This window comes from Streptacidiphilus sp. EB129, assembly GCF_041262645.1.
Classification (GTDB): Bacteria; Actinomycetota; Actinomycetes; order Streptomycetales; family Streptomycetaceae; genus Streptacidiphilus.
The window spans coordinates 141,834-154,295 of the sequence record NZ_JBGCCS010000017.1 but is presented as its reverse complement, the minus strand read 5'-3'; the positions used below and the strand labels follow the sequence as shown (position 1 = coordinate 154,295).

Annotated in this window: 8 protein-coding genes; 4 read left to right on the top strand and 4 right to left on the bottom strand. The window is 73.6% G+C overall.

The window, feature by feature from the left end; all coding sequences use genetic code 11:
- Positions 1-4 precede the first annotated feature (4 nt).
- Together ABH925_RS21785 and ABH925_RS21780 are read right to left on the bottom strand one after the other, a co-directional pair.
- Positions 5-1,711 carry a hypothetical protein gene (locus ABH925_RS21785; protein ID WP_370150321.1) on the bottom strand — a complete coding sequence of 569 codons (1,707 nt, stop codon included), beginning with the start codon at positions 1,709-1,711 and terminating at the stop codon, positions 5-7.
- Positions 1,708-5,235, bottom strand: coding sequence for a DNA polymerase III subunit alpha (locus ABH925_RS21780; protein ID WP_370150320.1), 3,528 nt, complete (start codon positions 5,233-5,235; stop codon positions 1,708-1,710). The genes ABH925_RS21785 and ABH925_RS21780 overlap by 4 nt, the downstream gene beginning before the upstream one ends.
- Before the next feature lie 293 nt (positions 5,236-5,528).
- On the opposite strand from ABH925_RS21780, the gene ABH925_RS21775 reads away from it, so the two are divergent.
- Both ABH925_RS21775 and ABH925_RS21770 read left to right on the top strand, forming a co-directional pair.
- Positions 5,529-6,941 (top strand): DUF1800 family protein, encoded by a 1,413-nt coding sequence (locus ABH925_RS21775; protein WP_370150319.1) that lies wholly within the window; start codon positions 5,529-5,531, stop codon positions 6,939-6,941.
- Positions 6,942-7,004: 63 nt separating this feature from the next.
- The gene (locus ABH925_RS21770; protein ID WP_370150317.1) at positions 7,005-8,330 is read left to right on the top strand and encodes a DUF1501 domain-containing protein; all 1,326 of its coding nucleotides are present in this window, start codon (positions 7,005-7,007) and stop codon (positions 8,328-8,330) included.
- A gap of 20 nt (positions 8,331-8,350) precedes the next feature.
- On the opposite strand, the gene ABH925_RS21765 is transcribed toward ABH925_RS21770, so the two are convergent.
- A complete protein-coding gene (locus ABH925_RS21765; RefSeq protein ID WP_370150315.1) occupies positions 8,351-8,641 on the bottom strand; it encodes a hypothetical protein in 291 nt (96 codons plus the stop codon).
- 252 nt (positions 8,642-8,893) lie between these two features.
- Here ABH925_RS21765 and ABH925_RS21760 point away from each other — a divergent pair, with 252 nt between their 5' ends.
- Positions 8,894-9,433: a TetR family transcriptional regulator C-terminal domain-containing protein gene (locus ABH925_RS21760; protein ID WP_370150389.1), complete on the top strand. Its 540-nt coding sequence runs from the start codon at positions 8,894-8,896 to the stop codon at positions 9,431-9,433.
- A 184-nt stretch (positions 9,434-9,617) separates the two neighbouring features.
- A complete protein-coding gene (locus ABH925_RS21755; protein WP_370150313.1) occupies positions 9,618-10,721 on the top strand; it encodes a DUF4328 domain-containing protein in 1,104 nt (367 codons plus the stop codon).
- Positions 10,722-10,732: 11 nt separating this feature from the next.
- On the opposite strand, the gene ABH925_RS21750 is transcribed toward ABH925_RS21755, so the two are convergent.
- On the bottom strand, positions 10,733-12,331 hold the full coding sequence (locus ABH925_RS21750; protein ID WP_370150312.1) for a protein phosphatase 2C domain-containing protein: 1,599 nt from the start codon (positions 12,329-12,331) through the stop codon (positions 10,733-10,735).
- Between the last annotated feature and the right edge of the window lie 131 nt (positions 12,332-12,462).

The window sequence follows — 12,462 nt, the reverse complement described above, 5'->3', positions numbered from 1 at the left end:
GAAGTCATAGAGGTTGTGGTACTGCGGCAGATCCGAGATCAGCAGCAGGTCGTAGGTCTTCCCATTGGGTGCGGCGTACGTGAAGTAGTCGCTCTGCGGGGCGTCCGCGGACAGGCCGGGGATCAGCCCGGCGGCGGCCAGCGACCGGGCGACGAACTCGGCGCACTGGTAGTTGGGCTGCCCGCTGCCGAAGGCCACCGGCGTGCTGTCGTTCCAGGACGTCCAGTTCCAGTGCTGCTGCGCGTAGTTGACGGCGATGGCACGGGTCACGGCGTCCAGCGGCGACTCGGCGGTGGCCGACCGGCCGGCCGTCTTGTGCGCCGCGACCGTCTTGTGTGCCGCGACCGGCTGGGCCGCGAACGCCGGCGCGGTCAGCGCTGCACCCCCGGTCCAGACCAGCCCTGCGACGATCGCGGCGGAGGCCAGGCGCCTCCGGATGACATGCGTCACTGTCGTGTCCTTGCTGTGGCGCCCGCTCGCGGCCGGGAGAGCTGATCCGGATCTGCCGCGCAGCGGACGAGCTCCGTACCAACAGCCCCCCGTTCACCACGACTCCCATGGACCACAGTTCCGTTGCACGATCAGCGACATTTGTTCGTACCAGTTCTTGACGAAGCGTCAGCTCCCCGGTGGTGGACGACAGCATTCCGGTCACGGATAACGCCCCGGCGTGACCGGCGGGACGGGGCCTCGCACCGCCGAGCAGCAGCGCCGCCCGGGTCAGGGCGCCGGGGCCGAAGCAGGTGGTGGCCTTGTCCATGATCGGGTCCAGCCGTCGCCTGAGTTCGGTGCGGCGGTCGAAGGTGAGCTGCACCGACGCGGACTCCACCGGGCGCAGACCCCGGGCCCGCACGCTCATGGTCCGCAGCCGGGCACGCTGCAGGCCGAGGCTCTCGAAGAGGTCGTAGAGCTGGAGCTGGAGGGTGGCGGTGTGGTCGGTCGCCTCACGCAGGGTGCGGGAGCGGCTGGTGCTGGAACGGTCGGCGAAGCGGATCTCCAGTTCGAGTCGGCCGGTCACCTGGCCGCTGCCGCGCAGCCTGGCCCCCAGCTCCAGCGCGCAGGAGAGCAGGGCCCTGCGGGTGGTGTCGGGGTCGAGGGTGTCCCGGTCGAAGTCGCGGCGTACGGACAGGGTCGAGGGCGGCCCGCCCGGCTGGACGGTCCGGGGGTCGTGGCCGTGCGCGCGTTCGGCCAGGAGGCGCCCGGTGCCGGCGCTGGTGATTCGCTGCAGGGTGGCCAGTGGCACGGTGCGCAGGTCTGCCACGGTGGTCAGCCCGTAGGTCGCCAGCGCGCGGCCGGTCCGGGGGCCGACGTCCGGCAGGGCCTGGACCGGGAGCGGGCCGAGGAAGGCGGCGATCGTCGCCGGGTCGTCGGGGAGGACCCGGACGGCGGTGGGGTCGGCGGTCTGCGCGGCCAGGGTGGCCAGCATGCGGTTGGGGCCGATGCCCACGGTGCTCTCGACGCCGTAGCGGGCCAGCACCTTGATCTGCGCCAGCATGCCGAGGTCGGCCGGAGTGCTGTCGAAGTAGCGCAGCGCGCCGGTGAGGTCCAGCAGGGCGGCGTCGGACGGCAGCGCCTGGACCACGGGGGTGACGTCCGCCAGCACGCCGAACAGCTGCCGGTAGGTCTCGTCGGAGACCCGGTGCAGGTGCATGTAGGCAACGGTCCTGGCGGTTCGCGTCATTGTGGAGTGCGTCATTGCGGAGTGCGTCATCCGGCGCTCCCCGGGCTGGAGGTCCACAGCTTGCGGGTGGCCGCGGCGTCGTCACCGGCGGGCTGCAGGTCTGCCCAGGGCGCCAGGGTGTAGCCGCTGGGCAGCGTCAGCACCCGGTCCGTGCCCGGGGTCGGGGCGGCGGTCGCGCCGTTCGGCGCCGGGTGGGCGGCGAGCAGCCGGCGGACCTCGTCCAGGCCGCCGCTCTCACGTGCGGCGGCGAGCTCGGCGAGGTTCCAGGCCTGGGCGCCGACCACGCTGAGGCTGCGCGGTCCGCGGCGGGCGATGGTGCCGCGCACCAGCAGCAGGAAGCTGTGGAAGACGGTGTGGGCGCAGTGCTGGGCGTCGTCGAAGAAGGCGAGGTCGACCAGGCCGGTGCTGTCGTCCAGGGTCGCGAACAGGATGCGTTTGCCGGTCCGGTTCGGCGGGGTCTGGTTGGCGACCTTGGCACCGGCGACCAGGACCTGCTCGCCCGTCCGCAGTTCGGGCAGCCGGTGGGCGGGGACGACCCCGAGTTCGGTGAGCAGCCGGTGGTGGTCGGTCATCAGGTGCCGGGAGGCGTCCAGGCCCAGGACGGACAGCTCCGCCCCGAGTTCCTCCTTGGCGGTCATCACCGGCAGGCCGGTGGGGGCCGGTCCGCCACCGCCGCTGTGACCGTGGCCGCCGTGACCGCCGTGACCGTGACTGTCGTCGTCGGCCAGGGTGAGCTGGGTGGGGATGGCGGTGCCGCGGTGCTGCCGGTGCAGTTCGGCGACCTGGAGCAGCAGGTCGCGGCGGGGCCGGCCCTGGCCGAGGGAGGCCAGGGCGCCCACCCGGGCCAGCCGTTCGGCCACCGGGAGGGCGGGGCGGGCGCGGGTGAACCAGTCCGACACCGAGACGTAGGGCTGGCCGGCCACGATCCGGGCGGTCTGCTCGGTCGAGATGCCCTGTACCTCGGAGAGCGACAGCCGCACCCCCCAGCGGCGGCCCTCGGGGGTGTCGACCGGCTCGGTGCGGTAGTCGGCCTGCGAGTACTGGACGTCCAGGGGCAGGATCGGCACCCCGCGCCGGCGCGCGTCCGAGAGGATCAGCCGCGCCGGGTACATCCCCGGGTCGTGGGTCAGCAGTCCGGCGTAGAACGCGGCCGGGTGGTGGGCCTTGAGCCACGCGGACTGGTAGGTGGGCACCGCGAACGCCACGGCGTGGGCCTTGGCGAAGCCGTAGGAGGCCATGGCGCGCAGGATCTCCCAGACCTCGTCGACGACCTCGCGCGAGTAGCCCTTCTCCCTGGCGCAGGACCGGAACCAGGCCTCCACCTTGGGCAGACGCTCCGTGTCGCCCATGGTGCGCCGGGTGACGTCCCCCCAGCCGAGGTCGCAGCCGGTCATGGTGGCCACGATCTGCATCACCTGCTCGTTGAACACGACCACCCCCAGCGTGCCCTCCAGCGCGGGGACCAGGTCCCGATGCGGGTAGTACGGGCGGCGTCTGCCGTGCCGGGCCGCGATGAACGGGCTGATCATGTCCGCCGCGACCGGGCCGGGCCGGAACAGGCTGATGTCGACGACCAGGTCGTGGAAGGTCTCCGGCTGCAGTCGCCCGATCAGCTCCCGCTGACCGGGCGACTCGACCTGGAAGCAGCCCAGCGTCTGGGAGCTGCGGATCAGTTCGAACGTGGCCGGGTCCTCCGGCGGGACCTGGGCGGGGTCGTCCAGGTCGACGCGACGGCCGGTGGTGCGGGCGATCTCGGTGACGGCGTGCGCCATCGCCGACTGCATCCGCACTCCCAGGATGTCCAGTTTGAGCAGGCCCAGATCCTCCACGTCCTCCTTGTCGAAGAAGCTCATCGGCAGGTTCTCCCCCGGGGTGGGCAGTACCGGGGTGCGGTCCAGCAGGGTGGCGTCCGACAGCAGCACCCCGCAGGGGTGCATGGCGATGCCGCGCGGCAGCGCGTCCAGACCCTCCACCAGGTCCCAGAGACGTCCGTACCGGTCCGCGTCGGCGGCCACCGCGCGCAGTTCGGGGAGCTCCGCCATCGCCGAGCGCACGTCGCGGGCCCGGATGTGCGGGAACGCCTTCGCGAGCCGCCCGGTCTCGTCCGGGTCGATGCCCAGGGCGGCACCGGCGTCGCGGATCGCGTGGCGGACCCGGTAGGTCTCCGGCATCGCCACCGCGGCCACCCGCTCAGGGCCGAACCGCTCGAACGCGGCCCGGTAGACCTCCAGGCGCCGCGCGGACTCCACGTCGACGTCGATGTCCGGCAGCGTGCGGCGGTAGGTGGAGAGGAAGCGCTCCATCAGCAGGCCGTGCTCGACCGGGTTCGCGGTGGCGATCCCCAGCAGGTGCACCACCAGCGACCCGGCCGCCGAGCCCCGGGCGGCGGTCCGGATGCCCCGGCCGCGGGCGTCGTCGACCACGGCCGCCACGGTGAGGAAGTAGGTCTCGAAGCGCCGGTTCCGGATGATCCTCAGTTCCTCCTCCAGCCGCTCCCAGATGTCGTGGTCGTGGTGGTAGCCGCGCCGCAGCATCGCCGTGACCATCCTCGACCGCAGCACCCGGTGCGCCGGGCGCTTGTCCGCGCCCACCATGAACGGCTCGGGCAGGTGCGTCTCGCCCAGACCCAGGTCCGCGTGCGGATCCATCCGGCACTCCAGCGCGGTGCGCTCGGTCGCCGCGAGCAGCCGGGCCGCGCCCCCGTACTCCTGGCCGGCCGCCGCGGCGACGCGCTCCGCGATCTGCGCCATGACGGTCTCGGGCTTGAGCCAGCGCTGCCCCCGGTCACGGTGCCGCTCGTCGATCGGCACCAGCCGACGGGCCGCGTCCAGGACGTCGGCGACCGGGGCCTGGGAGCGGTCGGCGTAGCGCACCGCGTTGCTCAGCACGGCCTCGATGCCCAGGTCGGCGGCCAGCCCCACGGTCCGCGCGGCCAGGCGCAGTGATCCGGGCCCGGCATCACCCTGGTGGTGGGCGACCGCGGCCAGCCGCAGCCGGTCGCCGAACAGCTCGCGCCAGGGTGCGAGCAGGACGGTGGCGCGGTCCGGGCGCCCGGCGGCCAGCGCCCGCAGCGGCTCCGAGTCCGGGCCGAGCAGCACGGTCAGGCCGCCGGCGTCCGCGTACCGTTCCAGGGCGGCACGGGGCAGCAGCGGGCGCCGGGAGTCCGGGTCGGCGTGGGCGGCGGTCAGCAGGCGGCACAGCGCCGCCCACCCCGTCCGGTCCCGCGCCAGCAGCGTGACCCGCGGCGCGGACTCGTCCACGAACGTCCCGCCCCGCACCGGCGAACGACGCGGGGGACCGGCCGGCGAGCGGACCGGGGCACCGGTGCCCCGGTCGGATTCGAACGCGGTGACGGCCAGCTCCGCTCCGAAGACCGGACGCACCCCTTCCTTCAGGCACGCCTTGGCGAACCGCACCACCCCCGAGACGGTGTCGCGGTCGGTCAGTGCCAGCGCTTCCATGCCGGACTCGGCGGCCCGGCGGACCAGGGCGTCCGGGTGGGAGGCACCGAAGCGCAGGGAGAAGCCGGAGGCGACCTGCAGATGCGTAAACACACCAGCGCCTCCCTCCTTCCAGTCCACCGGATGCCCGACATATCCCTTTCGACCCTCTCAGCCTACGCCACTCTCGAACAGATATTCGAACGCAAGGGTAGTAGTGAACCATCCGGGCGAGCGGCGGTCCAGTGCCCGAATGTCCAGCTCAGCAGCGGGCCGACCCCCTCCGGGAAGGTCAGCGGGCCACAGGAAAGCCACAAGAAGGCGACCTAACGTCGGTGGCGCGTCGGGTGGTTGCCCGGCGACGGGTGCGCGTGGCGGCGGCGGGGTGGGTGGCATTGACTGCGACGATGAGAACGGCGACGACGGTGACGGCTGCGGCGAGCACCACGGCGGCGACACCGGCACCGACACCGACAGCCGGTGTGTCGTCCGGCGCGCCGGCGGGGGATCCGTGGGGCGACGCCGCGCATCTGCTGCGCAGGGCGGGGTTCGGTGGGCGACCCGAGGAGATCGACGCCGCAGCCGGCAACGGCTACGCGGCCACCGTGGACGCACTGATCGCCGGACCGGGCGCGGCCGGGGATCCGGGCGCTGCGGCGACGCCGCTGCCGGACCTCGGCCCCGAGATCCGGGACACCGGGCGCGATCCGGCCACACGGAAGGCCGCCGACCAGCAACGGGCGCAGCAGGAGCAGCAGTTGGTCGCCTGGTGGCTGGACCGGATGACCCGGGTCACCGCCCCGCTGGTGGAGAAGCGCACCTTCTTCTGGCACGGCCACTGGGCCACCTCGGAACAGAAGGTCCGCAGCCCGCAGTTGATGCTCCGACAGAACCAGACCCTGCGCACCCTCGGCGGCGGCGACTTCGGGGTGCTCGCACATGCCATGGTCCGCGATCCGGCACTGGCGCTGTGGCTGGACGCGTCCGGCAGCACCCGCAAGGCGCCGAACGAGAACCTCGGCCGCGAGCTGATGGAGCTGTTCACCCTGGGCGTCGGCAACTACACCGAGACCGACGTACGGGAGGCCGCGCGGGCGCTCACCGGCTGGCGACTCGACCGCGCCAACGACCAGTTGGTCTTCGTGCCCGCGGCACACGACGACGGAACCAAGACCATCCTGGGGCACACCGCCGACTTCGACGCGGACTCCCTGGTCGACCTGATCATCAGTCAGCCCGCCTCCCACGCCTACCTGCTGACCCGGCTGTGGAACCGCCTGGCGGCGCCGGGACCGGTGCCCGCGGACGTGCTGGGGCGGCTGCTCCCCGCGTACGGGACCGGGCGCGATGTCACCGCCCTGATCAAGGCGCTGCTGCTGGACCCGGTGTTCCGCAGCACCCAGGTGCGCGGCGCGCTGGTGAAGCAGCCGGTCGAGTACGTGGTGGGCACGCTGCGGGCGCTGAACATCCGGGTGGACACCGGACCGGGACGGAGCCGCAGCACGCTGCTCGGAACCCTGAACGCGCTCGGGCAGCTTCCGTTCGCGCCCCCGAACGTCGGCGGCTGGCCGGCCGGGAACGCCTGGCTGACCTCGGCGGCGGTGCAGGCCCGGCTGGGCTTCGCCCGCTGGGCGGTGTCCGGAGGGGACCTGGGGCCGGTGGCCTCGGCCCCGCCCGCCTCGCGGGTGGACGCGGCAGCGCGGCTGCTCGGACTGGGCGCGTGGACCCCGCGCACCCGGGCCGCGCTGCAGCAGGTCGCGGCGGATCCCAAGGAGCTGGTGCTGCTGGCGCTGGTCTCCCCCGAGTACGCGGTGCAGTGACGACCCCGAGCGACGATTCCCCAGTGACCATCCCCCGGCGCGGGGAGAGAAATGAGGACTGCGATGGACCGGTGGACCCGGCGCAGGTTCCTGCTCGCCTCCGGAGTGGTCGGCGCGGGTGCGCTGGCCGCCGGGGGAACCGTCATCGGCATACGGGAGCTCGCGCACGGCGCCGCGAGCAACCCGTTGCCGGCCCAGTCCGCCGTCCTGGTGCTGGTGACCCTGTACGGCGGCAACGACGGCCTCGGCACGGTCGTCCCGGCCGCCGACCACGCCTACCAGGACGCCCGGCCCGACCTGGCCTACTCCCCTGAGCAGGTGCTCGACCTCGGCGACGGCCTGGGCCTCAACCCGGCGATGAAGGGCCTGCACGGGCTGTGGGGCCGGAAGCAGCTGGCGGTGGTGCGCGGGGTCGGCTATCCCACGCCGAGCCACAGCCACTTCCAGTCCATGGACATCTGGCAGACCGCCTCCCCGGAGGCTCCGCAGAGCACCGGCTGGCTGGGCCGCTGGCTGGACGCCACCGGCAAGGACCCGCTGCGCGCGGTCTCCCTCGGCGGGGTGCTGCCGCCGCTGCTGGCGGGGGCGTCCACCGCCGGGTCCGCGCTGCCCACCAGCGCGTTCCGGCTGCCCGGCGGGCAGAGCCTGCGGGCCTTCACCGCGCTGGGTACGCCGTCGGCGGCCGACGCCGGGCCGCAGGCCCAGGCGACGACCAGCGACCGCGACCTGCTCACGGTGGCGCACACCTTCGGCGCCGTGCTCGACAGCAGGGCGAAGGCCGGAGCGAAGGCCGGAGCGAAGGCCGGGAAGGCGGCCGGCGCACCGTCCGCGACGCCGTCGACCGGACCGGTGCCCAGCGGCTCGACGCCCTCGACGCCCTCGACACCCGCGACCCTCACCCTGGCGACGACGCAGTACACCAACCCGCTGGCGTCCCAGCTGGACATCGTCGCCGCCTGTATCCAGGCCAGGGTGCCGACCCGCGTCTACTCCGTCAGCCTCGGCGGGTTCGACACCCACGCCGCCGAGCGGGGAACCCAGGAGCAGCTGCTCGGCGAGTTCGACAAGTCCGTCACCGCCTTCCTGGGCCAGGTGGCGAACGGCCCCAACCCCGTGGTGCTGGCCGCCTATTCGGAGTTCGGCCGCCGGGTTCAGGCGAACGCCAACCAGGGCACCGACCACGGCACGGCCGGGCCGGTGCTGATCGCGGGCTCACCGGTACGGGGCGGCTTCTACGGCGCCCAGCCCAGCCTCACCGACCTGGACGCGGGCGACCTCAAGTACAGCACCGACTTCAGATCCGTCTACGCCACCCTGCTGCACCAGGTGCTGGACTTTGATCCGGCCCAGGTCCTCGGCCAGGAGTATCCGCAGCTCGCGTTCGTGTGAGCCGTCTCAGCGGAGCCGTTTCAGCGGGGCCACTCGCCTGGGCGATCCGCCCAGTGGACCTGTTCAGGATCGTCGAAGTCGATCTCGGGAAACACCTGCCGGACCCTGAGCCGGAACTCGTTCTCCCCCATCGGCTCCCAGCCGATCCCCTTCAACCGCACCAGCCGGTACCGGCTGTCGGTCTGGTAGGCCGCGACCTCGACGAGGTGCGGCTCGGACGACTGATCGAGGTGGTCGCCGCCCATGTCCTGCTCGTTCATCTGCTCCCCGCTCACGTACTCGGTCAGTTCCTGGGTCAGTTCCTGGCTCATGCTCTCCACTGTGCGTCAGACCGACGGTGTCTGCGCGGGCGGGAGCCGGATGGCTGAGCCACGGGTTCTGGACTGCTGGTTTACTGGTTTGAACGACATTCGAACGGCGGTCGACAGAGAACCGGTGAGCCAGGCTGCGGGTCCCGGCAGCCGGCCGACGGGCCCGAGGGAGGTGCGGTGGTGGCGGAGCATCCGCAGCAGGGCGCGAGTCGCCGTCCCGCACGCCCGCGCGAGGAGGTGTTCGCGGCCGCCATGGCGGCCATCGCCGAGCACGGGCTCGCCGGGCTGACCATGGCCGGGCTCGGCCGCCAGCTCGGGATGAGCGGCGGCCATCTGCTCTACTACTTCGGCAGCAAGGACGCGATGCTGCTGGAGACCCTGCGCTGGAGCGAGGGCCAGCTGGGCGAACGCCGCCGCGCCGTACTCGCCCGGCCGGTCCCCGCCGCCGAGCGGCTGGCCGGCTATGTCGCGCTCTATCTCCCCACCGGGACCGGCGACCCGCGCTGGACGCTGTGGATCGAGGTGTGGGGCCGCTCGCTCTCGGTCGAGGCGATGCGCGGCGGCCAGGTCGAACTGGAGGCGGTCTGGCGCGCCGACCTGATCGGGCTGCTCCGCGAGGGGATCGCCGGCGGTGAGTTCCGCGCGGTGGACGTGGACCGGTTCGCGGTGCGGTTCAGCGCGCTGCTGGACGGCTTCGGGACGCCCATCGTCACGGGGCTGCCCGAGACGAGCCGGGAGGCGGCCCTGACACACATCGGCGAATACCTGGACGAGACCCTGCACCTGCCCTGACGATGCTTCGAGGGCCTGCCAAGTCGATGGACTGTTGTCATACCGGTCGCATAGCCTGAGCCGCCCCGCCACTCAGGAGCGGGCCTTCCAGGTGGAGCCCCCGGTGCCTTGTCCGTCCTGTTCGTCCGCGTACCTCGATCCGTACGGACGGTGCCCCGCCTGCGGATACGCCTCCGCGCCGCCGATGGGCGCCCAGGGGGCCGGGCTCTACCCGGTGGCCTACACCGCGCCGAGCGCGCCGAGCGGGGTCGGGCTGGCGACGCAGATCCTGCTGGCCGTCCAGGTGTTCACGAGTGTCATGGCCGTCGTCGGCGACGCCTTCACCGAGATATCCCTGCACAACGACGGGGTCCCGGGCACCGCCGGGCCCTTCGTCGAGGGGTTCGGCGCGCTGCTGGCCGCACCGTCGGCGCTGGCCACCGTGATCGTGTTCATCGTCTGGTTCCACAAGGCGCGGGTCCTCTCGGAGGTCCTGGAGCCGAACATGCCGCGCCGCCTGGGACGTGGCTGGGCGATCGGCGGCTGGTTCGTACCGGTCGGCTTCTGCTGGCTGCCGCGCCTGGTCGCCGGGGACATCTGGGTGTCCAGCCGCCCGCTGGGGTCGACGGCCGCCCATGAGCGCTTCAACCGCCGGGCCGGGCTGGTCTCGGCGTGGTGGGCCTGCTGGTGCCTGTACTGGGTCTGCGCGGTGGCCAGCGTTGTTGCGAGGCTGGCCTTCGGCGCGTCCCCGTCGCTGGGCCAGCAGCAGGCGAGCATCTGCTTCAGCGTCGCGGTGGACCTCGTGAACCCGGCGGCGGCGGTCCTCGCGATCCTGATGATCCGCAAGATCACGACCATGCAGCAGCTGCGGATCCTGCAGGGGCCCGGCGTGGGCCACCCCTACGCGATGCAGATGCCTGCCGCCCCCGGCTACCCGCAGGGTTACCCGCAGCCGCAGTACCCCGTGCCGCCGCAGAGCGCCCCGGCGGTCGCCCAGCCGTACCAGGCCGTCCCCCCGCTGACCGGCCCGCTGACCCCGGCCCCCGCCGACGCGGTCCCCGCCCCGGTCACGGTCCCCGCCACCACGCCCGCCGACGCACCGCCCGCGCCCGTCGCGGCGCCCGCGCCGGAGGCCGTCGCCGACCCCGCGGCTGCCGCCGAGCCGGTACCCGCCACGCTCGTACTCACCAAGGTCCCCGCCGAAGCCGAGACTGCGGCCGTGTCCGACGCTCCGGCCGAGACCGAGCTTGCGGCTGCTGCCGTCGAGCTCGGGAAGGCCGAGCCCGAGGCCGAGCCCCGGGAGGGCTGACCGACGGCTCGTCAGTCCTCCCAGATCGCCGCCACCGTACGGTCGGAGGCGTAGCCCTTCGCGCGGACCTGGACGTGGCGGAGGAAGTCGACGGTGCCCGGTGGATGCGGGTGCGCCCAGTGCTCGGCGAGGAAGTCGGACACCGCCGGCTCCTCCCGCAGCGGGAGCGCCAGCCCGTCGGTGCAGAGCAGCAGCACGTCGCCGGGCTCCGGGACCACCACGCGGAAGCGGAAGCGGTCGGTCTCCTGCGGATCCGGCGCCACGCTGCGCGGGGTCTGCGGTGCGAGTCGGCGGCCCGCGTAGGCGTCGTACCAGGCGTCGTCACCGAGCAGCAGCAGCCCGCCGGGGCCCAGGCCGAAGCCGGCGCGCAGCCGGCTCGTCGGGTCGAGCGGCGCGATCAGCGCATGCAGCGCCCCCGCGGTCTCCGATCGCTGCAGCCGCAGCGCGGCGCGCGCGGTCAACCGCTGCAGCCCGTAGCGCAGCCGTTCCTGCGCGCCCACGCGCAGGTCGGCCAGCAGTTCCGGTCGGCTGCGTCCGACCGACGCGGCCAGCTGTCGGCATGCCTCCTCCGCTGCGGCGGGGTCGTCGGTGACGCTGGGCGCGGCCAGGACGACCAGCAGCAGTGCGTCGCTGCCCTCGCCGAAGCGCACCACGAGCAGCCGGTCGGTGCGCGGGTCGCCCCGGTGCCGCGCCGAGTCGCCGCGGACCGAGGCGGCGCGCAGGGTCATCGTGCCGTAGCGGGCGCCGTCCAGGGCGGTGTCCGGGACCGTGCCCGCGAGCTGGTCCGGGTCGGCAGCGGGGAGCGCGGTGGGCTCGGGGTCGTAGGTGGGCGGGCGGTCGCCGACGTGCGGCAACGGCGCTGCGGGGGCGGCCGGCTGGACGTCGGCGTCGCCGTCGCCGTCCTCGTGCGCGTCGCGGTCGTCGTATCCGTCATGGCCGTCGTCGTACTGGTCAGGGGCCTCGTGATCGTCAGGGGCGTCGTCGTCCCAGGCAGGCGGAACCGCGTCGGTCGGCGGCTCCGGCGGACGCGCGGCGACGATGCGCGGGTCCGCCCTGACCGCCGGGATGCGCGGCGGCCGCACCGGCAGCGGCGGCAACTCCGCCGAGGGCGATGCGGACGGTGACGGTGACGCCGCGGACGGCGCGGAGGATGCGGACGGGGCGGACGACGCGGACGGGGCCTTGGGCGTGGAAGGCGATTCGGCGTCCGGCGAGGCCGCTGCCTGGGGCGGTGCAGTCTGGGGCGGTGCTGCCTGGGGCGGAACGATTGGGCGGGCGTCCGGCGGCCGGACCCCCCTCGGGGGCGCCACGGGGGGTGCGGACGGGGAGGACGTGGGCCGCTGGGCCGGGGGGCGCAGGGGCAGGGTGGGAACAGGTTCGTCCACCAGCGTCGGCGGGCCGTCCTGGGTCGAACGTCCGCGCGGGGCCTCGGCGTCCGCGGCATGGATGCCCGCGATCATGCCGCTGGCGGACTCGAACCAGTCGTCCAGGCTCCCCGGCCCGGAATCCGCCCCAGGAGCGTCCGGAGCCTCGCCCTCCGGGTCCGCGTAGACCGCGTCCCACCACGCGCCGTCCGCCTCTCCCGGCGGCCGTGCTCCCTGGCTGCTCATCTGCGTCTCCTCAGCGATCCGTGGGATGCCTGGACCGATGCCATTCTCCATGCAGGACCCCGCCGAGCCAGGGCGAACTGACGAATCAGAACACCGACGGAGCAGCACCGGACCCCCGTCCAGCCTTCCCC

Excerpts from the sequence above, each read along its gene's own strand:
- ABH925_RS21765 (WP_370150315.1), bottom strand. The coding sequence starts at position 8,641 with ATGAGCCAGGAACTGACCCAGGAACTGACCGAGTACGTGAGCGGGGAG.
- ABH925_RS21750 (WP_370150312.1), bottom strand. The coding sequence starts at position 12,331 with ATGAGCAGCCAGGGAGCACGGCCGCCGGGAGAGGCGGACGGCGCGTGG.
- ABH925_RS21760 (WP_370150389.1), top strand. The coding sequence starts at position 8,894 with ATGGCGGCCATCGCCGAGCACGGGCTCGCCGGGCTGACCATGGCCGGG.
- ABH925_RS21770 (WP_370150317.1), top strand. The coding sequence starts at position 7,005 with ATGGACCGGTGGACCCGGCGCAGGTTCCTGCTCGCCTCCGGAGTGGTC.
- ABH925_RS21775 (WP_370150319.1), top strand. The coding sequence starts at position 5,529 with ATGAGAACGGCGACGACGGTGACGGCTGCGGCGAGCACCACGGCGGCG.
- ABH925_RS21755 (WP_370150313.1), top strand. The coding sequence starts at position 9,618 with ATGGGCGCCCAGGGGGCCGGGCTCTACCCGGTGGCCTACACCGCGCCG.
- ABH925_RS21785 (WP_370150321.1), bottom strand. The coding sequence starts at position 1,711 with ATGACGCACTCCGCAATGACGCACTCCACAATGACGCGAACCGCCAGG.